This window comes from Actinomadura sp. NBRC 104425, assembly GCF_030269545.1.
GTDB lineage: Bacteria > Actinomycetota > Actinomycetes > Streptosporangiales > Streptosporangiaceae > Spirillospora > Spirillospora keratinilytica.
This window is the reverse complement of sequence record NZ_BSTN01000005.1, coordinates 30,235-54,303: the sequence shown is the minus strand read 5'-3', so window position 1 is coordinate 54,303 and position 24,069 is coordinate 30,235. Positions and strand designations below refer to the sequence as shown.

The following is a 24,069-nucleotide window of genomic DNA, read 5'->3' as shown; positions in this document are numbered from 1 at the left end:
AGGTCGGGTACTGGGTCGGTGTCTTCCTCTCGGTGATCCCGGGGACCGGCGCGCCGGTCCCGGACGCACGCGGGACCCGGGGTGTCCGAACCCCGTCCGCGCGTGGGTTCGCAGGGTGAGCGGGGTCTCGGGTGCGGTGTCCGCGTGGCGCGGGTCAGGTCGCGGCGGGCTGGGGCTGCTCGACGGGGGTCCAGCCGCTGCCGGACGCGGCGCTGCGCGCGACGGCCTCCAGCACCCGCTGCACCTGCAGCCCGTCCTCGAACGACGGCGCCGGGTCGGTGCCGTCGGCGATGGCGGTGAGCAGGTCGGCGACCTGGTGGGTGAAGGTGTGCTCGTAGCCCAGGCCGTGCCCGGCGGGCCACCACGCGCCCGCGTAGGGGTGCTCGGGCTCGGTGACCAGGATCCGGCGGAAACCGGCGGTGGCCGGCTCGGCGGTCCGGTCGTGGAACCACAGTTCGTTCATCGCCTCGAAGTCGAACGCCAGGCTGCCGGCCGAGCCGTTGACCTCGATCCGCAACGCGTTCTTGCGCCCGGTGGCGAAGCGGGTGGCCTCGAAGGACGCCAGCGCTCCCCCGGCGGTGCGGCCGATGAACAGCGCCGCGTCGTCGACCGTGACCGGGCCGCGCGCCGCGCCGTCCGCCGCGGCCGCCAGGCCCGCCGCGCCCGCCGCCAGCGGCCGCTCCCTGACGAACGTCTCGGTGAGCGCGCTGACACCGACGAGCAGGTCTCCGGTGATGTACTGCGCGGTGTCGATGATGTGCGCGCCGATGTCGCCGAGCGCGCCGGACCCGGCCCTGCTCCCGTCCAGCCGCCACACCAGCGGGTACTCCGGGTCGACGAGCCAGTCCTGCAGGTACTGGGCGCGCACGTGGCGGATGCGGCCGAGGCGGCCGTCGGCCACCAGCCGCCGCGCGAGCGCGACGGCGGGCACCCGCCGGTAGTTGAACCCGACCATGGCGCGCACGCCGCGGGCCCGGGCGGCCCGTGCCGCCGCCGCCATGGTCTCGGCCTCGGCGACGCTGTTGGCCAGCGGCTTCTCGCACAGGACGTGCTTGCCCGCCGCCAGCGCCGCCACCGCGATCTCGGCGTGCGAGTCGCCGGGGGTGCAGATGTCGACGAGCTGGACGTCGTCGCGGCGCAGCAGGTCCTTCCAGTCGGTCTCCACCGCCGCCCAGCCCAGCGCGGCCGCCGCCGCGGCGGCCCGCTCCCGGGATCGGCCGGCCAGCGCCGCCATCACCGGCGTGTACGGCGGGTCGAAGAACGCCGCGACGCTGCGCCAGGCCTGCGAGTGGGCGCGCCCCATGAAGGCGTGGCCCACCAGGCCGATCCCGAGGACGGGCTTGCGGTCTTCAGTCATCTGTCTTCCCCCTGTCGAAGCGCTGCGGGCGGGCCTGCCCGCCGGTCAGGACTCGAATCCGAGCGGCAGGTACTGGTCGACGTTCTGCCTGGTGATCGTCTCGGAGGCCAGTGTGATGGACTGCGGGACCTGCCGTTCCACCAGGTCGGACATGCCCTTGCCCTGCGCGATCAGCCGTGCGATCCGGATCGCCGAGGACGCCATGGTGGGGCTGTAGGTGACGGTGGCCTCCAGCACCCCGCCGCTTTTGATCTCGCGCATGGCGTTGGCCGAGCCGGCGCCGCCGACCATGAAGAACTCGTTGCGGCCGGCCTGCTTGATGGCGGCGAGCACGCCCACGCCCTGGTCGTCGTCGTGGTTCCACAGCGCGTCGATCTTCTTGTGCGCCTGCAGCAGGTTGCTGGCGACCTGGTTGCCGGTCTCCACGGTGAACTTGGCGTCCTGCTTGGCGGTGACCGTGAAACCGTAGGTCTTCAGCGCGTCGGCGAAGCCCTTGCTGCGCTCCTGGGTGAGGGGCAGGGTGGCGATGCCCTGGATCTCCACGATCACCGGGTTGGCGACGTTCTTCGACTTCAGCTTGCCGCCGATGTAGTGGCCGGCGGCCACGCCCATGCCGTAGTTGTCGCCGCCGATCCAGGTGCGGTACGAGAGCTTGTCGGGGAAGACCCGGTCCAGGTTGATGACGGGGATGCCCGCGTCCATGGCCTTGCGGGCGACCTGGTTGAGCTGCTCGCCGTCGTTGGGCAGCAGCACCAGCGCGTCGACCTTGCGGGAGATCAGCGACTCGACCGCCGAGATCTGCTGGTTGATGTCGTTGGTGGGCTCCACGGGCTGGAAGTCGACGTCGGAGTAGCGCTTGGCCTGCGCCTCGGCGTTCTTGGCGATGGCGGCGATCCAGCCGTGGTCGGCCTGCGGCGCGGAGAACCCGATGGTGACGCGCTTGCCCGGCTTGTCGTTGTCGCCCCCGGCGGCGGCGACGTTCTGCCCGGCGGCGCCCTCGTCGGCCTCGGGGTCGTTGCTGGTGCACGCGGCGGCGAGCGCTCCCGCGCCGACCACCGCTCCGCCGACGAGGAATCCCCTGCGGTCGAGGCGGCTGCTGTCTGCCATTGGTCGCTCCTGGAATGCGGGGAGGTGGGATGGGATGGGGGTGTGCGCGGGGCGCCGGCCCGGTGCGCTCGGCGGACGGCGCTAGGTGCGCGCCTCGAGGCCGCGCCGCTGCAGCAGCACGGCGGCGACGATGATCGCGCCCTTGGCGATGAGCTGGTCGCTGGTGTCCAGCCCGTTGAGGATGAACAGGTTCGTGATCAGGGTGAAGACGAACAGGCCGAGGATCGACCCGACCAGGGTGCCGCGGCCGCCGGTCAGCAGCGTCCCGCCGATGATGACCGCGGCGATGGCGTCCAGCTCGTACAGGTCGCCGTGGGTGCTGGAGCCGGTGGTGGTGCGGGCCATGATGATGATCGCGGCGATGCCGCAGCACAGTCCGGACAGCGCGTACAGCAGCAGGGTGTGCCGCCGGACGTCGATGCCGGCCAGCCGCGCCGCCTCGGGGTTGCCGCCGACGGCGAAGGTGCGCCGGCCGAAGGTGGTGCGGTTGAGCAGCACCCATCCGGCGGCGGCCACCGCGGCGAAGATGAACACCACCAGCGGCAGGCCGAGCACGCGGGTGGTGGACAGCGCCTCGATGGCGTCGTTCTCCGGCCGGACCAGCTGGGTCCTGCGGTCCGACATCCGCTGGGCCAGGCCGCGCGCGGCCACCAGCATGGCCAGGGTGGCGATGAACGGCACCATCCGGCCGTAGGCGATCAGCAGCCCGTTGACCAGGCCGGCGCCGGTGCCGACCAGCACCGCGCACAGCGCCATGACACCGGGTCCGTAGGACTGGGTGGCCACGGTGGTCGCCCACACCGAGGCCAGCGCCATCACCGCGCCCACCGACAGGTCGATGCCCCCGCCGATGATCACGAAGGTCATGCCGACGGTGATGACGCCGATGGTGGCGGCCAGCGACAGGATGCTGACCAGGTTGTCGGAGGTGGCGAAGTTGCCGGGCTTGGTGACCAGGCCGATCACCGCCAGCAGCACCAGCGCGGCGACCAGTCCGGCGTGCCTGCTGTCCACCAGCCGGGCCAGGCCGCCGGGCAGCGGCAGGGGTCCCTTCGCGCGCCGCCCGGCGGTCTTCGCGGCGGCGGCCTCGACCCGGGCCTGCTCGTCGGCCGGCGGCCGGTCGGCGGCGGTGTCCGCCGGGGCGGTGTCGGCCGGGGCGGTGTCGGCCGGGCGGGCGCCGTGCCCCTTGGCCTCGCTCATGGCGTCCCCACCGTGCCCATGGCGCTCCCTTCCGTGATCATGTTGAGTACGGCCTCCTCGTCCAGCTCGGCGCCGGGGGCCTGGTGGATGACCCGTCCCTCGCGCAGCACCAGCACCCGGTCGGCCAGGCCGAGCACCTCCGGCACCTCGCTGGAGACCAGCAGGACGGCGATGCCCTCGTCGGCCAGCCGCCGGATCAGCCCGTACAGCTCGGCGCGGGCGCCGACGTCCACGCCGCGGGTGGGTTCGTCCAGAAGCAGCAGGCGGCGCCGGTTCAGCAGCCAGCGGGCCAGGACGACCTTCTGCTGGTTGCCGCCCGACAGCGTGCGCACCTTGCGGGCGGGGTCGTGCGGCCGCACGTCGAGGGCCTTGAGCTGCTGGGCGACCTCGGCGAGCTCGCGCCGCCGGTCCAGCCAGCCCAGCGAGGAGAAGCGGCGCAGCCCGGCGAGGCTGACGTTGCGCGCCACCGACTCCTCCAGCAGCAGCGCCTGCGCCTTGCGCTCCTCGGGGGCCAGGCCCATGCCGAGCCGCACCGCGTCGGCGGTGCTCGCCCCCTTCACGGGACGGCCGTCCAGCAGCACCCGGCCCGCGGTCGGGCGGCGCGCGCCGTAGACGGCCTCCAGGATCTCCGAGCGGCCCGACCCGACCAGCCCGGCCAGCCCGACGATCTCGCCCGCGCGCACGGTGAACGACACGTCGTGGAAGTGCCCGGGGAGGGTGAGGCCCTCGACGCGCAGCACCTCCGGCGCGTCCTCGCGCGGGCCCGGGCGCGGCGGGAAGACGTACTCGACGGTGCGGCCGGTCATCAGCGTGACGATCTGCGAGGTGGGGGTGCGGTCGGCGGGCAGGCCGACGGCGACGGTGCGGCCGTCCTTGAGCACGGTGACCCGGTCGCCGATCTCGCGGATCTCCTCCAGCCGGTGGGAGATGTAGACGACGGCGACCCCGGCGGCGGTCAGCTCGCGGATGATGCGGAACAGGTTGGCGACCTCGTCGTGGGCGAGGGCGGCCGACGGCTCGTCCATGACGATCAGCCGGGCGTCGTGGGACAGCGCCCGGGCCATGCTGACCACCTGCCGTCCGGCGGCGGGCAGCCGCCCGACCTCGGCGGTGGGCGGGATCTCGCCGTGGCCGAGCCGCTCCAGCAGCCGCCGGGCGGCCCGGTTCATCTGGCCGCGCCGGGTGAAGCCGAACCTGGCCGCCTCGTGCCCGAGGAAGATGTTGTCGGCCACCGACAGCCCGTCCACCAGGTCGAGCTCCTGGTAGATGGTGGCGATGCCGAGCCGCATCGCGTCGGTCGGTCCGGCCGGGCGGACCGGGCGGCCGGCGAAGCGGATCTCGCCGGCGTCGGGCCGGTGCGCCCCGGACAGCACCTTGATCAGGGTGGACTTGCCCGCGCCGTTCTGCCCGAGCAGGCAGTGCACCTCCCCCGCGCGGACCGCCAGGTCGACGCCGTCGAGCGCCCGCACGCCCGGGAACTCCTTGACGATGCCGCTCATGACGAGCAGGGGGCCGCCGTCCGCGGTGGTCTCCATCCGCGCCGCGCTCCTTCCGGGTGCCGGCTGAGGGCCTGGCGCGAAGGTAACCCACTTTCGATGACTTTGAGAAGACCTTTTCTCGGATTACGTGCAGCTTTCGACGCTCAGAGGACAAACTCTGCCGTGGCGGCGGCCGGTGGCGCTGCGCGAGGGGGCCGCCACGGCACGCAGCGGTCGCAGGGCGGCCACGGGCATGGCGCATGGGGGGCGACCGCGGGAGGCGGAAGAGGCGTTCGTGCCGGTCAGGCGGTGGAGAAGACCTGGTCGCTGATCATCCGGGCGGCGCCGATGACGCCGGCCGCGGCCCCCAGCTCCGACAGCACGATGGGCAGGTTGCCGGTGGCCAGCGGGGCGGAGCGGCGGTACACGACGCTGCGGATCTCGGCCAGCAGGGTGTGGCCGAGCCCGGCCACGCCGCCCGCGATGATGACCAGCCCCGGGTTGAAGAAGCTGACCAGGCTGGCCAGCACCTGGCCGACGCGGCGGCCGCCCTCGCGGATCATCTCCACCGCCACCGGGTCGCCGGCCTGGGCGGCGGCGGCCACGTCGGCGGCGGTGACCTCGCCCGCCTGGGCGAGCCGCTCGGCCAGAAACGGCGAACGGGCCGAGCGCGCGGCGACCGTCGCGTCGCGGGCCAGCGCGGCGCCGCCGAAATAGGCCTCCAGGCAGCCGATGTTGCCGCAGGCGCACACCGGCCCGGCGTCGTCGACGCGGATGTGCCCGATGTCGCCCGCGCAGCCGGACACCCCGCGGTAGATGCCGGAGTCGACCACGATGCCGCAGCCGATGCCGGTGCCGATCTTCACCAGCAGGAAGTCCTCGACGGACCGGGCCAGTCCCGCGTGCAGCTCGCCGAGCGCCATGATGTTGACGTCGTTGTCGACCAGCGCGGGGCAGCCCAGCTCGCGGCTGATCACCTCGCGCACCGGGTAGCGGTCCCAGCCGGGCATGATCGGCGGGGCGACGGGCACGCCCTCGCGGAAGCTGACCGGGCCGGGCACGCCGACCCCGGCGCCGTGGATCTCCTCGTACAGTCCCTGCTCGCGCAGCTTGCCGAGCAGGTCCAGGGCGCGTTCGAGCACGACCTCGGGGCCCTGGCGGATGTCGCACGGCTCGGCCAGGTGGCCGAGCACCTCCATCTCGCCGTTGGTCACGGCCACGTCGATGGAGGTGGCGCCGATGTCGATGCCGGCGAAGCGCAGCCGCGACGACAGCCGGACGATGCCCGAGCGGCGCCCGCCCCGGGACGCGGCCAGCCCGGCGGGCTCGACCATGCCCAGCTCGATCAGCCGGTCGAGCTCGACGGCAAGCTTGGACCGCGACAGCCGCACCACGTCGCCGAGCTCGGCGCGCGAACGCGGCCCCTCGTCGCGGAGCAGGCCGAGCAGGCGGGCCTGGTGCCCGTTCTCGGGCCGAGCCATCGTCCGCATCGCCTCGATCCCCCGCGTGACCCCCGTGCTTTCGTTCTTAATGCTAGAACCTTCCGTCCGTGAAAGGCCGAAGCCGTGGCGGGTCGGCGGCCGACGCCCACATCACGCGCCCGGGTGGACCTGTTTCGTTCCGGAGACTAACCACTTTCGCAGAACCCTAAAAGCATTCGGCCGACTCTGTGACTAACTTCTCTCACTCTCTGGACAAAGTCGTTCTCCTGACCGATCGTGAAGGACGCGGGCCCCGCACCGAACCCCCGACAAGCCGACTCCCGACAAGCCGAACCCGACGAGCGGACCAACTCCCGACTGCGTCCCCGACATCGCCGAACCCACCCCCGCGTTCCCTGCCGGAACGCGGCACCGAGCGAGGAGCGGTTGACCATGAGCGGAACCGGCGTCTGGCTGGCGGGCGCCCGCGGATCGGTGGCGACGACGGCCGTCGTCGGCGCGCTGGCCGTCCGCGCCGGGCTCGCCGAGCGCACCGGATTCGTCTGCGAGGCCCCCGGCTTCCCCGGCGCCGGGCTGCCCGCGGTCGGCGACCTGGTGTTCGGCGGCCACGACCTGGCCGACGTCCCCCTGCGGAAACGGGCCGAGCAGCTCGCCGACGCGGGCGTGCTCCCGCCGGGCCTGCCCGCGCGGCTGCGCGGCGAGCTGGCCGCCGTGGAGGCCGACATCGTCACCGGCGGCGCCGACGGCCGCACCCGCGACCCGGCCGGGACGCTGCGCCGCCTGGCCGACGACATCCGCGCCTTCCGCGACCGGCACGGCCTGGACCGGGTGGTCGTGGTGAACGTGACGGCGACCGAGCCGCCGACCGCGCCGCGTCCCGAGCACGCCACCCTGGCCGCCCTGCGGCGCGCCCTCGACGCCGGCACGATGGTGCTGCCCGCCAGCGCCTGCTACGCCTACGCGGCGTTCGAGGCGGGCTGCGGGCACGTCGACTTCACCCCGTCGGTGGGCGCGCGGCTGCCCGCGCTGGCCGAGCTGGCCCGTGAACGCGGCGTCCCCTACGCGGGCAACGACGGCAAGACCGGCGAGACGCTGGTGAAGGCGGCGCTGGCGCCGATGTTCGCCGGCCGGAACCTGCGGGTCGGGTCCTGGGCGGGCACCAACCTGCTGGGCGGCGGCGACGGCGCCAACCTGGCCGACCCGCAGGCCGCCGCCAGCAAGCTGGAGTCCAAGCGGCGCCTGGTGGCCGAGACGCTCGGCTACCCGGTCGACGGGCCGCTGCACATCGACTACGTCGCCGACCTGGGCGAGCAGAAGACCGCCTGGGACCACGTGGCCTTCCGGGGCTTCCTGGGCGCCCGGATGACGCTGCAGTTCACCTGGCAGGGCTACGACTCGGCGCTCGCCGCGCCCCTGGTGCTGGACCTGGCCCGCCTGGTGGCCGCGGCGCACGCGGCCGGGCGCGCCGGGCCGCTGCCGGAGCTGGCCTACTTCTTCAAGGACCCGATCGGCGCGACGACGCACGACCTGGCCGCGCAGTACGACGCGCTGTGCGCCTTCGCCGCCCGGGGCTGCCGATGAGGGCGCTGGCGGAGCTGGTGCGGGCGCCGGCCGCGCTGTCGGTGCCCGGCGACGTGCTGTCCGGCGCGGCCGCCGCCGGCGCCCTGCGGGGCGGACTGCGCGGCGGATGGCGGGGCGGGCGCGGGCCGGCGGGCCTGGCGGCGGCGTCGGTGTGCCTGTACTGGGCCGGGATGGCGCTCAACGACTACGCCGACCGGCGGCTGGACGCGGTGGAGCGCCCCGAGCGGCCGATCCCGTCCGGGCGGGTGCGGCCCGGCACGGCGCTCGCGGTGGCGGCCGGGCTGACCGGCGCGGGCCTCGCGCTGGCCGGAACGGCGGGCGGCCGCCGGTCGCTGCGGGCCGCCGTGCCGCTCGCCGCCGCCGTGTGGGCCTACGACCTGCTGCTCAAGCCGACGCCCGCGGCTGCGGCCGCGATGGCGCTGTGCCGCGGACTGGACGTCCTGCTCGGCGCCACGGCCGGGGGCCGGGGGCGGTGGCGGGCCGCGCTGCCCGCCGCGTGCGCCATCGGCGCGCACACCTTCGCCGTCACGCTGCTCAGCCGCGGCGAGGCGGCCGGGGCGACGCCCCGCCGGGTCGGGCTGGCCGCCGCGGCCGGCGCCCCGGTCGTCCCCCTGGTGCTGGCCGAGATCGCCGGCCGCACCGGCGGGACGCACCGGTCCCGCGCCGCCGGGCGGGCGGTGGCGGCGGGGCTGCTCGGCGCGTACGCCGCCGCGGTCGGCGGCGCGCAGGCGGCGGCGGTGCGGGAGCCGAGCGCCGAGCGCATCCGCCGGGCGGTCGGCGCGGGCGTCCTCGGGCTGATCCCGTTGCAGGCCGCGCTGACCGCCGCGCGCGGGCATCCGCTGGCGGGGCTGGCGCTCGTCCCCGCCCATCCCCTGGCCCGCCGCCTGGCACGGAAGGTGTCGCCGACATGACGCTGCGGTTCGGCTACGGCACCAACGGCTTCCCCGACCACCGGCTCGACGACGCGCTGGCGGTGCTGGCGGACCTGGGCTACGACGGCGTCGCGCTCACCCTCGACGTGCGGCACCTGGACCCGTTCGCCCCCGACCTGCCGCGGGCGGTCGGCCGCCTCGCCGCCCGCCTGGACGAGCTGGGCCTGTCGGTGGTGGTCGAGACGGGCGCGCGGTACCTGCTGGACCCGTGGCGCAAGCACCAGCCGACGCTGCTGTCGCGGGACGGCGCGGACCGCCGCGTCGACCTGCTGCTGCGGGCCGTGCGCGTCGCCGCCGACCTCGGCGCGCAGGCGATGTCGTTCTGGAGCGGCGCGGCCGCCGGATCCGACCCGCCGGAGGTGCTGTGGGATCGGCTGACGCGGGGCTGCGAGCGGGTGCTGCGGCTGGCCGACGAGCGGGACGTGACGCTGGCGTTCGAGCCGGAGCCCGGCATGTTCGTCGACACCATCGGCGGCTACGAGCGGCTCGCCGCCCGGCTCGGCGCCCCGCCGCGCTTGGGGATCATGCTCGACATCGGGCACTGCCGGTGCCTGGAGCCCGAGCCGGTGCCCGACTGCGTCCGCCGGGCCGGGCCGCGGCTGGCGGGCGTGCAGATCGAGGACATGCGGCGAGGCGTGCACGAGCACCTGGAGTTCGGCGCCGGAGAGATCGACTTCCCGCCGGTGCTGAAGGCGCTGGACGAGACGGGATACACGGGGCTGGTGTCGGTGGAGCTGCCCCGCCACGGCCACGACGCCCCCGGCGCCGCCCGCCGCTCACTGGAGTTCCTCAGGGAGGTCTCATGACGCGGGAGGAACTGCGCGTGACACGGGAGGAACTGCGCAAGGAGCTGACGGAGGCGCTGGCGCCGGTGCTGGACGCCGAGGCGTCCACCTGGCTCGCCGGCGCCCGCGAACGCGTCGGAGGCGACGCCGGCGCGGCCGCCGTGCTGCTGCCCGCCGTCGGCCGCCGCTGCGGCCGCGGCCCCCTGCCCGTCAGGGGGACGCTCCGCCGCGGCCGCCCGGCTTCCTGGACCGTGGACGACGCGGCGCGGGTGGTGCTGCTGCTGGAGCTTCCCTGCACCGGCGAAGCGCTCACGGCGCGGCTCGACGACCTCTACCGGCACGGCGACGCGCACGAGCGGCGGGCCGTGCTGCGGTCGCTGGACGCGCTCGGCGCCGAGGTGGGCGGGGCCGCGCTGCCGCTGCTGCACGACGCGCTGCGCACCAACGACACCCGCCTGGTGGCCGCCGCCGTCGGCCCGTACGGGGCCGCGCGGCTGCCCGCCCCGGCGTGGCGGCAGGCCGTGCTCAAGTGCGTGTTCACCGGCGTGCCGCTGTCGGTGGTGGCCGGTCTGGACGACCGCGCCGACGCCGAGCTGACCCGGATGATGACCGACTACGCGCGCGAGCGCACCGCCGCAGGCCGCGACGTCCCCGCGGACGTGGCCCGTTTCCTGGAGGTCCGGTGAGAATCTTCGACCCGCACATCCACATGACCTCGCGCACCACCGACGACTACGAGCGGATGTACCAGGCCGGTGTACGCGCGCTGGTGGAGCCCGCGTTCTGGCTCGGCCAGCCGCGCACGTCGGTCGGCTCGTTCGTCGACTACTTCGACGGGCTGGTGGGCTGGGAGCCGTTCCGCGCCGCGCAGTTCGGCATAAGGCACCACTGCACGATGGCTCTGAACCCGAAGGAGGCCAACGATCCGCGCTGCCGTCCCGTCCTGGACCTGCTCCCCCGCTACCTGGAGAAGGACGGGGTCGTCGCGGTGGGCGAGGTCGGGTACGACTCGATGACACCGGAGGAGGACGAGGTGTTCGCCCGGCAGCTCGCCCTCGCCGCCGAGCACGACCTGCCCGTGCTGGTGCACACCCCGCACCGCGACAAGGCGGCGGGCACGCGCCGGTCTCTGGACGTGGTGCGCGAGTCGGGGCTGCCTCCGGAACGCGTCGTCATCGACCATCTCAACGAGGTCACCGTGGGGCCGGTGGCCGACTCCGGCTGCTGGATGGGGTTCTCCATCTACCCCGACACCAAGATGGACGAGGACCGCATGGTGGCGATCCTGCGCGAGTACGGCACCGAGCGGATGCTGGTGAACTCCGCGGCCGACTGGGGGCGCAGCGACCCGCTCAAGACGCGGCGCACGGGCGAGGCGATGCTCGCCGCCGGCTTCACCGACGACGACGTGGACCAGGTGCTGTGGCGCAACCCCGTGGAGTTCTACGGGCAGAGCGGGCGGCTGGTGCTGGACGTGCCCGCCGACGCCGGGACGCTGTTCGAGGGCAACTCGGTGCTGCGCGGCACGCCCGCCTGACGCCCGCGGAGGACGCGCCATGCGGTTCCGGCATCGCGACGGCACCCTGGTCCATCTCGCCTACTGCGCCAACGTCCATCCCGCCGACGACCTCCCCGGCGTCCTCGACAGCCTGCACCGGTACGCCGTGCCGGTGCGGCGCCGCCTGGGCGTGCCGCGCCTGTCGGTGGGGCTGTGGCTGCCGCGCCCCGTGGCGGCGGAGCTCGCCGCCGATCCCGGTGCGCTGGGCAGGCTGCGCGCCGCCCTGGCCGCGGGCGGCCTGGAGGTGGTGACGCTCAACGGGTTCCCCTACGCGGGCTTCGGCAGGGCCGTCGTCAAGACCGACGTGTACCTGCCCGACTGGAGCGACCCCGACCGGCTCGCCTACACGCTGGACCTGGCCGCGGTGCTCGCCGCGCTGCTCCCCGGCGACGTCGTGCGCGGCAGCGTCTCGACGCTCCCGCTGGGCTGGGCCGCGTGGTGGGACGGCGAGCGGCACGACCGGGCGCGCCGCCACCTCGACGCGCTGTCCGCCGGGCTCGCCGACCTGGAGAGGCGCACCGGCCGGGCGGTACGGGTCGGCCTGGAGCCCGAGCCGGGTTGCGCGGTGGAGACCACGGCCGATGCCGCCCGCCTGCTGTCCGGTGTCGACACCTCGCGGGTGGGCGTCTGTGTGGACATCTGCCACCTTGCGGTCGAGTTCGAGGAGCCGGGCGAGGCGCTGGCCCGGCTGGACGCGGCGGGGCTGCCGGTGGTGAAGACGCAGGCGTCGGCCGCGCTGCACGCCGCCGATCCGCGGGCCGCGCGGCGGCGGCTCGAGGCGTTCGCCGAACCGCGCTACCTGCACCAGACGCGCGCGCACACCGCCGGGGGCGTCCGCCGGGTCGACGACCTGCCGGACGCGCTCGCCGGCGGCCTGCCGGGCGACGGGCCGTGGCGCGTCCACTTCCATCTTCCGCTGCACGCCGATCCGCCCGCCCCGCTCGCCGCCACCCGCGCCGACCTGCGCGCCGCGCTGGCCGCCCTGCTGGGCGGGCCGGCGGCGCGCACCGACCACGTCGAGGTGGAGACCTACACCTGGACGGTGCTGCCGGGCGGCGGTGCGGACCTGGTCGGCGGCATCGCCGCCGAGCTCGCCTGGACGCGCGCCGAACTGGTCCGGCTCGGCCTCATCGAGGAGGACGCATGACAACGCCGCTCGTGGTGCTGGACGTCGTGGGGCTGACCCCGCGGCTGCTGCCGCACATGCCCAACCTCGCCAAGCTCGCCGCCGACGGCTTCCAGGCCGAGCTGGGCACCGTGCTGCCCGCCGTGACGTGCCCGGTGCAGTCCACCTTCCTCACCGGGGAGCCGCCCAGCGGGCACGGGGTGGTCGCCAACGGCTGGTACTTCCGCGATCTGGGCGAGGTGCTGCTGTGGCGGCAGCACAACGCGCTCGTCGGCGGGGAGAAGGTGTGGCACGTCCTTCGGGAACGCCATCCCGGCTACACCGTCGCCAATGTGTGCTGGTGGTACGCCATGGGCGCCGACGTGGACTGGACCGTCACGCCCCGCCCCATCTACTACGCCGACGGGCGCAAGGAGCCCGACTGCTACACCTTCCCGCCGTCGCTGCACGACCGTCTCACCTCGCGCCTGGGCGACTTCCCGCTGTTCACCTACTGGGGGCCGCGTGCCGGGCTGCCGTCGTCGCGGTGGATCTGCCGGGCCGCGCGGATGCTGCTGGAGGAGGAGCGCCCGGACCTGACCCTGGTCTACCTGCCGCACCTGGACTACGACCTGCAGCGGTACGGGCCGGACGATCCGCGCGCCGCCCGGGCTGCGGCCGCCTTGGACGAGCTGCTGGGCCCGTTGCTGGCGGCCGCGCGCGCTCGGGGCGCGACGACGGTGGCGTTGTCGGAGTACGGCATCACGTCCGTGTCGCGCCCGGTGGAGATCAACCGTGTGCTGCGCCGGGCCGGGCTGCTGCACGTGTACACCCAGGACGGGATGGAGTACCTGGACCCGTGGACGTCCCGCGCGTTCGCCGTCGCCGACCACCAGATCGCGCACGTGTACGTCCGCGACCCGTCCGACGCGCCCCGGGTCCGGGCGCTGCTCGACGGCCTGGACGGTGTGGACCGGGTGCTGGACGAGGCGGGCAAGGCCGAGGCGGGCCTGGACCACGAGCGCTCCGGGGAGCTGGTCGCGATCGCCGAGCCCGACGCGTGGTTCGCCTACTACTACTGGCTGGACGACGCCCGCGCCCCCGACTTCGCCCGGCTCGTGGAGATCCACCGCAAACCCGGCTACGACCCCGCCGAGCTGTTCATGGACCCCGGCGACCGCACGGCGCGGCTGCGGGCCGGGCTGGCCCTGGCCCGCAAGCGGCTCGGCATGCGGTACCTGATGAACGTCGTCCCGCTGCACGGGGACCTGGTGCGCGGCAGCCATGGGCGGCTGCCCGACGATCCCGCGGACGGCCCCGTGCTGATCTGCTCCGACGCGTCGGCGGCCCGGGAGCGGTACCACGCCACCGAGGTCAAGCAGCTGTTGATCGACCTGAGCGCCTGAACCGCCGCGAACGCAGCCGTCGGCGCCCTATCCGCGGTCGCGGCCGCGGGCCGGTCCGTCCCCGCGGGGTGCGGCGACGCGGAAGACGCGCAGCTGGAGGGCGAGCGTGGCGTAGTAACCGACGAGCGTGGTCAATTCGAACACCCCGTCGTCGCCGAGGGCGTCGCGGGCCCGGGCGTACTCCTCGTCGGTCAGGTCGCCGCGGTCGGCGAGGGCGCGGGCGGTGTCGGCGACGAGCCGTTCCCGTTCGCCGGCGAGCGCGGCGTGGTCGCCGGCGCGCAGGGCGCGCAGCTCCTCGTCGGCGAGCCCGGCGGCCCGTCCGACCGCCTCGTGGGCGTGGCGTTCGAAGGCGCTGTCCCAGACGGCGGCGACGACGAGGATCGCGATCTCCCGGCAGCGGTCCGGCAGCGCGCCCCGGTAGCGGATGGCCGCGCCGAGCGCCTGCAGGGCGTGTCCCAGCGCGGGGCGCAGCAGCATCGCGTTGAACGGGCCCTCCAGGCCGCCCGCGTCGTCCGTCAGCGCGAACAGGCGCGGCCCCCTGCCGCGCGGGCCGGACACGATCTCCTCGTACAGGGCGCGCTGGTCGGCGTCCAGCTCACCGGGCCGCAGCCTGCGCAACCGGGGGGACGGCGTCTCCTCGCCGGGCATACCGTAACCTCGCTCTCGCATGCCGACCTGCGGTCTTCCGCAGGACCTGGGGGCAGCCTAGGCCGCACCCGCCACATGGCGGGAAGAGTCCGCCTTTCGGCGGTCGAAGTCCGCGGCCAGGGCGCGGATCATGGGGGGCACGCCCCGACGCGAGGAGGCTCGAATGACCACTGCACAGGAGCCCGCCCCGGTGGGCCCGCCCCCGCCGTTCGACCCGGAACTGAGCGCGGCGCTCGGCGTGATACGCGAACAGATCGCCCGCCTGTCGACGCTGGAGTCCATCCCCGAGGTGCGGCAGGCGCGCATCGACGCGACGCCCCCGGTCACCGACGACGACCTGCGGCTGGACGGCGCGTTCGAGGTGGAGGAGCGGGCCGTGCCCGGGCCGCCCGGCGCACCGGACGTGCCCCTGCTGATCTGCCGTCCGGTGGGAGCCGAGGCGCCGTATCCGGCGATCTACAACATCCACGGCGGCGGCATGATCCTTGGCGACCACCGGACGGGCCTGCCGGAGACGCTGCTGCCCTGGGCGAAAGAGCTGGGCGCGGCGGTGGTCTCGGTGGACTACCGGCTGGCGCCCGAGCACCCGCACCCCGCGCCCGTCGAGGACTGCTACGCGGGCCTGGTGTGGACCCACGAGCACGCCGCCGAGCTGGGCGTCGACCCCGAGCGGATCATCGTCGCCGGGGCCAGCGCGGGCGGCGGCCTGGCGGCAGGGGTGGCGCTGATGGCGCGCGACCGCGGCGGCCCGCCGCTTTTGGCGCAGATGCTGCTGTGCCCGATGCTGGACGACCGCAACGACAGCCCGTCGGTGCGGCAGATGGAGGGGCTGGACGTCTGGGACCGCACCGCCAACCACGTGGGCTGGACGGCGCTGCTCGGCGACGCCCGCGGCGGCCCGGACGTGTCCCCGTACGCCGCCCCCGCGCGCGTCACCGACCTCTCCGGGCTGCCACCCGCGTTCATCGACGTCGGCTCGGCCGAGACGTTCCGCGACGAGGACGTGGCCTACGCGGTGCGGATATGGCAGGCCGGCGGGCGGGCCGAGCTGCACGTGTGGCCGGGCGGGTTCCACGGCTTCGACGGTTTCGCACCGCACGCCCCGATCTCCCGGGAGGCCCGCGAGGCCCGGCTGCGCTGGCTGCGCCGCATCCTGAACAGCTGACCGGAGCGCCCTGGCCTGAACGCCTGGCCTGGACACCTGACCTGAACGCCTGACCGGAGCGGCGCGCCCGCACGGGGTGTGAGGGCGCGCCGCACGGTGCCATGATGGCGACGTGAGGGAGCTGGCGGGCAGGCTCGCGGCGCTGGACCCGGACGCGGGCGCGGCCGTCCAGGTGATCGCCTACTTCGACGGGCTGTCGCAGGCCCGCGCCGGCCTGGAGGCGATCGTCCGGGGCGCCGCGGTGCTGGCCGGATGCCCGGCGCGGCTGGTCGACCCGCGGCGGCGGGTGCGCGTGCGGGTCACCGCGACGGGGCACCGCGACGACGCCGGACCGCCGCCGGACCCCGCCTGGCCCCGCACCGCCGTCGAGCCGGACGGCGACGCCGCGCTGTGGCTGGAGCGCCCCGGCCCGGCCGGAACGGTCGAGGCGATCGTGCTGGAACGGGCCGCGACGGCCGCGCGCGACGTGCTGGACCGCACCCGCGGCCGGGCGCCCGCGCACGACCCGGCGCTGGTCGAGCTGCTGTGCGACGCGTCCGCGCCGGAGGACGCGCGGCTGCAGGCCGCGCACCGGCTGGGGCTGCCCGCCGCCGGCGCGGTCCGCGCGGTCGCCGTCGAGGGCGGGCATCCGATGATCGCCGCCGGGTCGGCTCCCCCGGCCACCGGCGGGCGGCGCGCCGGAGTGGGCCCCGCCGTCGCCGTCCGCGACCTGCCGTCGTCGTGGCGGGCGGCGCGCACCGCGCTGCGCCTGACCGCGAGCGGCACCGACCAGGACCCGGGGCCGCGTGTCGTGCACGCCGACGAGATGGGGGGCCTGGCCGTCCTCGCCGAGTCGGTCGGCCCCGGCACGCCCCCGTCGCCCGACGTGGCGGCGCTGGAGCGCGCCGCATCCGCCGCGCCCTGGATACTCGTCACGCTGGACGCCGTGGCCACCGCCACCAGCCTGCGCGCCGCCGCGGCCGCCCTCACGCTGCACCATTCGACGCTGCAGGAGCGCCTCGCGCACGCCGAGCGGCTGCTGGGCTGGAACGTCCGCAGCCCGCACGGCAAGCTCCGCCTGCAACTGGCGCTGGTGCTGCGCCGCCTGCACCGCGCCCCCGGCCCCTGACCGCGCCGCCGGCGGCGCGGCGCGCGGGGTCAGCGGCGGGCGAACAGTCCGATGCCGTTGGCGACGGGGCGTTCGGACCCGTCGGACGGCGTGTTGCGCACGGTCGCGGCCCGGTCGCGCGGGCGGCGGATGGCCAGGGTGGACGAGCCGCCGCCGTCGAGGTTCACCGCGTCGTCGGCGCCCGCCTGCCACATCAGCCGCGCCAGTTCGGCGAGGGTGACGCCGCCGCTGCGCTCCGACCGGCCGTCGACGACCATCAGGTACATGCGGCGGCCGTTGCGGCTGACGCCCGCGGCGGTGCGCGGCGCCGCCTCCGCGTCGGCCAGCCCGGCGGACGGCCGGCCGTCGTGCAGGATGCGGAAGCCGCCGATGGCGAAGCGGTAGCGGTGCCGTCCGGCGAGGCGGTAGCGGACCCGGACGCGGTCGCCGCGGCGCAGCCCGCGCAGCGCGGCGGCGGCCTGCTCGCGCCCCACCAGCACGACCGTTCCCCGGGGGATGGGCCCCCGGCCGACCGTGCCGCGCACGTCCGCGACCACTCCCCGGCGCACCGTCACCTCGGCCACGTCGCTGCTGCACGGCGCGTTGCGCCGCAGGTCGGTGCCGCAGACCGCGCGCAGCCGGGACGCCGTGCCCCACTGGCTGGTGAACACGCCCGCGCCGCCCACCGGCAGGGCGTACTGGTTGAGCCCGCGCACCGGCAGGACGGTGCGGCCGGAGCGGATCGTGCCCGTCAGGCGCAGCCTGGACACGTGCCCCACGCGCTTGCGGTCCACGCCGATGACGTCCTCGCCGGAGCCGGCCGGCGGCAGCGGCGGCCCGAACCGCTGCCCGACCGGCACGGCGCCCTTGCGCGGGCGTCCCCGGTCCACCTCGGCGCCCGACGCCGCACCGGTCGCCTCGACGCCCGCACGTACCTCGCCGATGTTGAAGAAGTCGCCGTTGACCCCGGCCACCGCGCGCTGCGCCCGCACCATCGCCGACACCTTCCTGCGGGCGGCGACCACGGGCGGGTGCAGCAGCCCCACGCCGACGCGCCGATCGGCGAGGTCGACCTCCAGGAGGTGCCCGGCGACCCGGCCGCCGACGCCCCGGGTGTGGAAGCTCCTGGCGAGGATCCCCGGCGACACCCGCCGGGACGCGGTGTAGTGCAGGACGAGCGGCAGGGCCGCGCGGGACGCGGGCGCCGCCGTGCCGGGCCGCTCCCCGGACCCCGCGCCGTCGACGTCCGGCGGCCGCCCGGTAACGGCGTCCCCCGCGCCGGAGGCCCTCGCACTCGCCGGTCTTGATTCCGGTCCCGGTCCGAGAACGCAGACGACCATCACCGCGCCCGCCGTTGCGAGCACCGCAGCAAACCTACTGATCACCGGACGAGCCTTCCCCCGCGACTTCCGGCCGACGTGGTGATCTTCCTACAGCGGCGGCCCCGGAGCCCGTATCCGCGCGCCCGGCGTGGCGCCGCCGTCCCGGCCTTTTCGCCGACGCTTCGGACGCGCGCCGGAACATTCGGTAGCCGACGTTCGTTGACGGCACAACTACTAGGTCCCGGGGGGCGACATCAGGAGAACGGGCATCCACGAACCGGACGAGGCGGACCGGGCGCGCGCGGGGGCGGGCGCCGGCGCACCACGGGCCGAGCTGCGCTTTCCCTCCGGTTCCCTGGTTCTGGTCGCCGGGCTGCCGGGCGCGGGCAAGAGCACCCTGCTGGAGCGGCTGTACGGGCTGCGGGGGGACGAGGCGCTGCCGGTCCCGGTCGGGCGGAGGACACTGGTGATCGACTCCAGGCAGGCGCGGAACTGGTGGGGGCGGTATCTGGGGCCCCTGCCGCCGCGGGCGCGCGTGCCGCTGATCTACACCACCCACGTCTGGCGCATCGCGCGGGCCGTGCTGGAGGGCCGCGACGTGGTGGCGCACACCCGCGGCACCTGGCCGCGCCTGCTGCACGCGTTCGCCTGGCTGGCGCGGCGGCGCGGCGGCGACGTGCACATGATCCTGCTGGACGTGGACCCGGTGACCGCGCGGGCGGGCCAGTTCCGGCGCGGCCGGGTGCTGACCGAGGCGACCTACCGCCGCCACTGCCGCCGTTGGCGCCCCCTCGTCGAACAGGCGCGCAGCGGCACGCACCCCCACGCCGCCACCGTCACCGTGCTGGACCGTTCGGCCGCCGACCTGCTCAAGGCCATCCGCTTCGAGTAGCCGCTTCGAGTAGCCGCTTCGAGTAGCCGCGCCCCGCCGCGCACGCGGCCGCGGCTTCCGCTGGGCGGAAACGCGCGCCGCGTCCCGGCCGGCCCGCTGGTGGACCACCGACAGCGGCCGGGGCGGTTCGGGGCTGGACGCGGCCCCGAACCCGCTGGTTATGGTCGTCTCAGCGGCCACGATCGAGGAAGGGCGGCAGCCATGGCACAGCAGGTACGCGGAGTCGTCGCGCCGGGCAAGGGGGAGCCGGTCCGCATCGAGACGATCACGGTGCCCGACCCGGGGCCGGGCGAGGCCGTGGTGAAGGTGCAGGCGTGCGGGGTGTGCCACACCGACCTGCACTACCGCGAGGGCGGCATCAACGACGAGTTCCCGTTCCTGCTCGGGCACGAGGCCGCCGGGGTCGTGGAGTCGGTCGGCGAGGGGGTCACCGAGGTCGCCCCCGGCGACTACGTGATCCTCAACTGGCGGGCGGTGTGCGGGCAGTGCCGGGCGTGCCTGCGCGGGCGTCCCTGGTACTGCTTCGACACCCACAACGCGAAGCAGAAGATGACCCTTTCCGACGGCACCGAGCTGTCGCCCGCGCTGGGCATCGGCGCGTTCGCCGACAAGACGCTGGTGGCCGCCGGGCAGTGCACCAAGGTCGACCCCGCCGCCAGGCCCGCGGCGGCCGGGCTGCTGGGCTGCGGGGTGATGGCCGGCCTCGGCGCCGCGCTCAACACCGGCGCGGTCGGCCGCGGCGACTCGGTCGCGGTGATCGGCTGCGGCGGCGTGGGCGCGGCCGCGGTGCTGGGCGCCCGGCTGGCCGGAGCCGCGAAGATCATCGCGATCGACCTGGACGAGCGCAAGCTGACCACCGCGGCCTCGCTCGGCGCCACCCACACCGTGCACGCCGCCGGCACCGACGTGGTGGCGGCGGTGCGGGAGCTGACCGGCGGGTTCGGCGCCGACGTGGTGATCGACGCGGTGGGCCGTCCGGAGACCTACGAGCAGGCGTTCTACGCCCGCGACCTGGCGGGCACGGTGGTGCTGGTCGGCGTGCCGACGCCCGAGATGACGCTGGAGCTGCCCCTGCTGGACGTGTTCGGCCGCGGCGGCGCGCTCAAGTCGTCCTGGTACGGCGACTGCCTGCCGTCCCGCGACTTCCCCATGCTCATCGACCTGTACCTGCAGGGGCGGCTGGACCTGGACGCGTTCGTCTCCGAGACGATCGGGCTGGAGGAGGTCGAGGCGGCGTTCGAGAAGATGCACCGCGGCGACGTGCTGCGCTCGGTGGTGGTGCTGTGATGGCCGCGCGCGTCGCTCCGCGCATCGACCGCGTCGTCACCTCCGGCACGTTCTCCCTGGACGGCGGGACGTGGGAGGTCGACAACAACGTCTGGATCGTCGGCGACGACGCCGAGGCGGTCGTCATCGACGCCGCGCACGACGCCGACGCCATCGCCGAGGCGGTCGGCGGCCGGCGGCTGCTGGCGATCGTGTCCACGCACGGGCACGACGACCACATCGACGCCGCCCCCGCGCTGTCGGCGCGCACCGGCGCACCCGTGCTGCTGCACCCCGCCGACCTGATGCTGTGGCAGCAGCGCCACCCGGGCACCGCCCCCCAGGGCGAGCTGTCGGACGGCCAGAGGATCGCGGTCGCCGGGGTGGAGCTGACCGTCCTGCACACGCCGGGGCACAGCCCGGGCGCGGTGTGCCTGTACGCGCCGGACCTCGGCACGGTGTTCTCCGGGGACACGCTGTTCTCCGGCGGCCCGGGCGCGACCGGCCGCTCGTACTCCGACTTCCCCACGATCATCGCCTCGATCCGGGAGCGGCTGCTGCCCCTGCCGCCGGACACCGTGGTGCGCACCGGGCACGGCGACAGCACCACGATCGGAGCGGAGGCCCCGCATCTGGAGGAGTGGGTGGCCCGGGGGTATTGATCGCCTGTCCCCGGCGCGCCGCCCGCGTCGAACGCGGGACGGCGCCCCGGCGCGCGGACTAGGGTCCCCGGTGGCGGCGGGCCGACGTGCGCCCGCGGATCGCCGGTCACCGGGGAGGTGCGATGCGGGGCAGGGCGCCGCGGGCCGTCGTGCTCGCGCTGTGCGCGCTCGTCAGCGGATGCGGAACGGACGCCGAGTCCGCGACACGCGACCGGGGCGTTCCACCGCCCACGGTGCCCGGAGCGCCGGCGTCCGCCTCGCCGCCCGCCGCGCCGCCCGCCGCGCCGCCCGCCGCGCCGACCGCCTCGCCGACCGCTTCGTCGCCCTCACCGTCACCGGTGCGGCCGCTCGGCCGTCCGGGCACGTGGCGCATCACCACCTACTACACCGCCGTGGAGAGCTTCCACGGCGGCAGGCGCAAGGCGGTGCGCGGCTGCCCCGAGCTGCGCTGCGACGACGGCGACACCCCGCTGGGGTCCTACCCCGAGGAGTTCATCAAGGTCGTGCAGACGGAGGGCAGCGGCCGGATCACCAGCGGCCCGCACCGGGGCCGGTACCTCAACTGGTCGCACAGCGTCGGGTTCTGGCTGGACGACACCACCCGCGACTCGGCCGGGCGGCCGCTGCGGCCCTGGCGGTCGGCCGCCGCCGACCGGGACGTGCTGGCGCGCGGCCGCCGGTTCGTCATCGCCGACTGCGGCCGGGACGGCGCCGGGCGGCCCGTCGCGGGCGAGGTGTGCGAGCGGTTCCGCCGGGCGACGTGGACGGTCACCGACGTGTTCCGCCCCGGGTACGGGGGCGAGCACCACGCCGACGTCTACATCGGCGAGGAGACCGGCCCGGACTTCGCCCGCTCCGCCCCCTGGTACACCACGCTCCGCGGCGCGACGCTCCGCCCCGCCTAGGCGGCGTCCTCGGCCGGTGCGGCGTCCACCGGGGCGGCGAGGCGGGTGGGCCGGGTGCGGCCGCGCAGGACGGTCTCGCCGTCGACGCGCCAGTGCCGCGCCTCGCCGGGGTCGGCGGCCTCGACCACCGCGCCGGACGCCAGCACGCGCGCCGGGGTGCCCTTGGCCAGGTCGGTGAGGCGGGCCGCCTCGTTGACCGGGTCGCCGATCACGGTGTACTCGAAGCGCTCCTCGGCGCCGATGTGCCCGGCCACCGCCTCGCCCGCCGACACCCCGATGGCCGCGCTCAGCTCGGGCACCCGGTCGCGCAGCCGACCGGCCAGTTCGCGGGCGGCGGCCAGGGCGCGGCCGGACGCGCCGTCCAGGGCCAGCGGCGCGCCGAACACCGCCAGCGCGGCGTCGCCCTCGAACTTGTTGATCCAGCCGCCGTGCTCGCCGACCACCTCGACCACGACGGCGAAGAAGCCGTTGAGCAGCGCGACCACCTCGGTCGGCGGGCGGTCGGCGGCCAGCCGGGTGGAGCCGATGATGTCGACGAACAGCACGGCGACCTCGCGCAGCTCGCCGCCGAGGTCGATGCCGCGTTCGAGGGCGACGCGGGCGACGTCCTCGCCGACCTGGCGGCCGAACAGGTCCTGCAGGCGGGCGTGCTCGCGCAGCCCGGCGGCCATGTGGTTGAACCCGGCCTGCAGCAGGCCGACCTCGCTGGCGTCGTAGACGGGGACCTCGACGTCCAGGTCGCCGCGCTGCACCCGGGCCAGGCCGAGCCGCACCGACTCCACCGGGTCGGCGATGGCGCGGGCGGCGCCGTAGGTGACGCCGGAGCCGACCAGCAGGGCGGTGCCGCCGAGCACCAGCACGGCGAAGGCGAAGTCGCGCACGTCGACATGGCCGAGCACGAACGACCCGACGGCCAGGACGATCAACCCGAGGATCGGCACGCCGGTGCCGAGGGCCCAGGCCAGCACCGAGCGCGACACCACGCCGGGCAGGCCGGTGCGGCGGGGCGGCCCGGTGCGCAGCGCGGTGGTGACGGCGCGCCGCAGCAGCCGCTCGGTGAGCAGGTACACGACGGTGCAGGTGGTCAGGCCGCCGAGCAGGCTGGTCAGGCCGAGCTTGACGGCCAGCAGCACCGAGAACGGCAGATTGATGATCACCCAGCCGACGGTGCCGACGCTCCACAGCGTCAGGTGCAGGGCCATCATGCGCAGCGGGCCGTACAGCAGCAGGAGCCGTTCGCGCTCGCCGGGCTCGCGGTGCTGCTCGGCCAGGCGGCGCAGGCGGCGGAAGAACCGCTCGCCGAGCAGCAGCCCGCCGGGCACGGCCGCGATGACGTAGCCGGTGAACACCAGCACGTTGATCATCTGCAGCCGGTCCGGCACCGCGCCGTCGGGGTTGGGCACGACGATGGTGAACAGCAGCACCACCAGGGCGCCGCCCAGGTTGGCCAGGCCGGTGGAGACGGTGACCAGGGCGCGGGCGCGCCGGGCGATCTGGGCCCGGGTGTCGTCGGGGCGGCCGTCGATGAACCGCCACAGCAGGGAAAGGGGCCGCCGCGGCCGCGCCCGTGCCGCCCGCGACTGCTCCCTCTCCATGGGGGTGCAGGGTAGCGGCTTTGCCCGCCGCCTCGAAGCCCCGCGGGCCCGCCGCCGGCCGTCCGACCAGGCCGTTACCGGGACGCCAGGGTGACCTGGCTCACGTAAAAGCCCTGCCCTACCGGGCGGACAGGTTTGACCGACCGGTCAATCAGGGAAGTTCTATAAAACGGACAAAGATGTCCAAACTTCTCCCCCCGGTGGAGGTGGCTGATGGGTAAGTTCGCATGGCAGGACGGGGTCGCCTTCCTGGCCGGCCTCGTCGCACTGGTCGCGCCGGAGCTGTGGGCCGACGACGCGGGCAAGCAGCCGCTGATGGTGCTGGGGGCCCTGCTGGCCCTGGCCGGGCTGTACGCGCTGCTGGGCGCCGGCGGTCCGACGCCCTGGACCACCACGGCCTTCGCCCTGCTGGTCTTCGTGTCCCCCTGGGCGTTCAGCTTCGCGGGCGAGGCCGCCGCGGCCTGGACGGCATGGATCGCCGGCGGCATCGCGGCTATCGTCGGCATCTGGGGAGCCACGCAGTCGGGAGGCGGCCTGACCCGCACGGGCGGCGGCCGCACCACGACGGCCTGATCA

General features: G+C 75.4%; 22 protein-coding genes. 14 read left to right on the top strand and 8 right to left on the bottom strand.

Features of this window, described 5'->3' with window-relative positions:
- Positions 1-154 precede the first annotated feature (154 nt).
- The 5 genes from QSK22_RS09975 to QSK22_RS09955 form a co-directional block, all read right to left on the bottom strand.
- On the bottom strand, positions 155-1,357 hold the full coding sequence (locus QSK22_RS09975; RefSeq protein ID WP_285493767.1) for a Gfo/Idh/MocA family protein: 1,203 nt from the start codon (positions 1,355-1,357) through the stop codon (positions 155-157).
- Positions 1,358-1,402: 45 nt separating this feature from the next.
- The gene (locus QSK22_RS09970) at positions 1,403-2,464 is read right to left on the bottom strand and encodes an ABC transporter substrate-binding protein (RefSeq protein WP_285493766.1); all 1,062 of its coding nucleotides are present in this window, start codon (positions 2,462-2,464) and stop codon (positions 1,403-1,405) included.
- 81 nt (positions 2,465-2,545) lie between these two features.
- Entirely contained in the window at positions 2,546-3,664 is a 1,119-nt protein-coding gene (locus tag QSK22_RS09965; RefSeq protein ID WP_285493765.1) for an ABC transporter permease, read from the bottom strand.
- Positions 3,661-5,199 carry a sugar ABC transporter ATP-binding protein gene (locus QSK22_RS09960; RefSeq protein ID WP_285493764.1) on the bottom strand — a complete coding sequence of 513 codons (1,539 nt, stop codon included), beginning with the start codon at positions 5,197-5,199 and terminating at the stop codon, positions 3,661-3,663. Before QSK22_RS09960 ends, QSK22_RS09965 begins: the two co-directional genes overlap by 4 nt.
- 245 nt (positions 5,200-5,444) lie before the next feature.
- Positions 5,445-6,632 carry an ROK family transcriptional regulator gene (locus QSK22_RS09955; RefSeq protein WP_285493763.1) on the bottom strand — a complete coding sequence of 396 codons (1,188 nt, stop codon included), beginning with the start codon at positions 6,630-6,632 and terminating at the stop codon, positions 5,445-5,447.
- A gap of 384 nt (positions 6,633-7,016) precedes the next feature.
- On the opposite strand from QSK22_RS09955, the gene QSK22_RS09950 reads away from it, so the two are divergent.
- The 7 genes from QSK22_RS09950 to QSK22_RS09920 are packed head-to-tail and all read left to right on the top strand — an operon-like array spanning position 7,017 to position 13,951.
- Positions 7,017-8,165, top strand: coding sequence for an inositol-3-phosphate synthase (locus QSK22_RS09950; RefSeq protein ID WP_285493762.1), 1,149 nt, complete (start codon positions 7,017-7,019; stop codon positions 8,163-8,165).
- Positions 8,162-9,076 (top strand): SCO3242 family prenyltransferase, encoded by a 915-nt coding sequence (locus QSK22_RS09945; protein WP_285493761.1) that lies wholly within the window; start codon positions 8,162-8,164, stop codon positions 9,074-9,076. The genes QSK22_RS09950 and QSK22_RS09945 overlap by 4 nt, the downstream gene beginning before the upstream one ends.
- The gene (locus tag QSK22_RS09940; protein WP_285493760.1) at positions 9,073-9,903 is read left to right on the top strand and encodes a sugar phosphate isomerase/epimerase family protein; all 831 of its coding nucleotides are present in this window, start codon (positions 9,073-9,075) and stop codon (positions 9,901-9,903) included. The genes QSK22_RS09945 and QSK22_RS09940 overlap by 4 nt, the downstream gene beginning before the upstream one ends.
- Complete coding sequence (locus QSK22_RS09935) at positions 9,900-10,568, top strand: EboA domain-containing protein (protein WP_285493759.1); 669 nt, start codon at positions 9,900-9,902, stop codon at positions 10,566-10,568. The genes QSK22_RS09940 and QSK22_RS09935 overlap by 4 nt, the downstream gene beginning before the upstream one ends.
- Positions 10,565-11,419: a TatD family hydrolase gene (locus QSK22_RS09930; RefSeq protein WP_285493758.1), complete on the top strand. Its 855-nt coding sequence runs from the start codon at positions 10,565-10,567 to the stop codon at positions 11,417-11,419. The genes QSK22_RS09935 and QSK22_RS09930 overlap by 4 nt, the downstream gene beginning before the upstream one ends.
- A gap of 19 nt (positions 11,420-11,438) precedes the next feature.
- Positions 11,439-12,587 (top strand): metabolite traffic protein EboE, encoded by a 1,149-nt coding sequence (gene eboE / locus QSK22_RS09925; RefSeq protein ID WP_285493757.1) that lies wholly within the window; start codon positions 11,439-11,441, stop codon positions 12,585-12,587.
- Complete coding sequence (locus QSK22_RS09920) at positions 12,584-13,951, top strand: alkaline phosphatase family protein (RefSeq protein WP_285493756.1); 1,368 nt, start codon at positions 12,584-12,586, stop codon at positions 13,949-13,951. The genes eboE and QSK22_RS09920 overlap by 4 nt, the downstream gene beginning before the upstream one ends.
- A gap of 27 nt (positions 13,952-13,978) precedes the next feature.
- Here the strand turns inward: QSK22_RS09920 and QSK22_RS09915 are convergent, their stop codons facing one another.
- Positions 13,979-14,599 (bottom strand): carboxymuconolactone decarboxylase family protein, encoded by a 621-nt coding sequence (locus QSK22_RS09915; protein ID WP_285493755.1) that lies wholly within the window; start codon positions 14,597-14,599, stop codon positions 13,979-13,981.
- Between the two features lie 163 nt (positions 14,600-14,762).
- On the opposite strand from QSK22_RS09915, the gene QSK22_RS09910 reads away from it, so the two are divergent.
- Positions 14,763-15,764, top strand: a complete 1,002-nt coding sequence (locus QSK22_RS09910; protein ID WP_285493754.1) for an alpha/beta hydrolase — start codon at positions 14,763-14,765, stop codon at positions 15,762-15,764.
- A gap of 112 nt (positions 15,765-15,876) precedes the next feature.
- The gene (locus QSK22_RS09905; protein WP_285493753.1) at positions 15,877-16,872 is read left to right on the top strand and encodes a helix-turn-helix domain-containing protein; all 996 of its coding nucleotides are present in this window, start codon (positions 15,877-15,879) and stop codon (positions 16,870-16,872) included.
- A 29-nt stretch (positions 16,873-16,901) separates the two neighbouring features.
- Here QSK22_RS09905 and QSK22_RS09900 read toward each other — a convergent pair whose 3' ends face one another.
- Positions 16,902-18,215: a phosphodiester glycosidase family protein gene (locus tag QSK22_RS09900; RefSeq protein ID WP_285493752.1), complete on the bottom strand. Its 1,314-nt coding sequence runs from the start codon at positions 18,213-18,215 to the stop codon at positions 16,902-16,904.
- A 211-nt stretch (positions 18,216-18,426) separates the two neighbouring features.
- Here QSK22_RS09900 and QSK22_RS09895 point away from each other — a divergent pair, with 211 nt between their 5' ends.
- The 4 genes from QSK22_RS09895 to QSK22_RS09880 all read left to right on the top strand — a co-directional run bounded on the left by QSK22_RS09895 (position 18,427) and on the right by QSK22_RS09880 (position 21,898).
- Complete coding sequence (locus tag QSK22_RS09895) at positions 18,427-19,065, top strand: AAA family ATPase (protein WP_352231436.1); 639 nt, start codon at positions 18,427-18,429, stop codon at positions 19,063-19,065.
- A 201-nt stretch (positions 19,066-19,266) separates the two neighbouring features.
- A complete protein-coding gene (locus QSK22_RS09890; RefSeq protein ID WP_285493751.1) occupies positions 19,267-20,352 on the top strand; it encodes an S-(hydroxymethyl)mycothiol dehydrogenase in 1,086 nt (361 codons plus the stop codon).
- Positions 20,352-20,993 carry an MBL fold metallo-hydrolase gene (locus QSK22_RS09885; RefSeq protein ID WP_285493750.1) on the top strand — a complete coding sequence of 214 codons (642 nt, stop codon included), beginning with the start codon at positions 20,352-20,354 and terminating at the stop codon, positions 20,991-20,993. The genes QSK22_RS09890 and QSK22_RS09885 overlap by 1 nt, the downstream gene beginning before the upstream one ends.
- 122 nt (positions 20,994-21,115) lie before the next feature.
- Positions 21,116-21,898 carry an RlpA-like double-psi beta-barrel domain-containing protein gene (locus QSK22_RS09880; protein ID WP_285493749.1) on the top strand — a complete coding sequence of 261 codons (783 nt, stop codon included), beginning with the start codon at positions 21,116-21,118 and terminating at the stop codon, positions 21,896-21,898.
- On the opposite strand, the gene QSK22_RS09875 is transcribed toward QSK22_RS09880, so the two are convergent.
- Positions 21,895-23,493: an adenylate/guanylate cyclase domain-containing protein gene (locus tag QSK22_RS09875; protein WP_285493748.1), complete on the bottom strand. Its 1,599-nt coding sequence runs from the start codon at positions 23,491-23,493 to the stop codon at positions 21,895-21,897. The two genes, QSK22_RS09880 and QSK22_RS09875, sit on opposite strands and share 4 nt — an antisense overlap.
- Positions 23,494-23,706: 213 nt before the next feature.
- On the opposite strand from QSK22_RS09875, the gene QSK22_RS09870 reads away from it, so the two are divergent.
- On the top strand, positions 23,707-24,066 hold the full coding sequence (locus QSK22_RS09870; protein WP_285493747.1) for an SPW repeat domain-containing protein: 360 nt from the start codon (positions 23,707-23,709) through the stop codon (positions 24,064-24,066).
- Positions 24,067-24,069 lie beyond the last annotated feature (3 nt).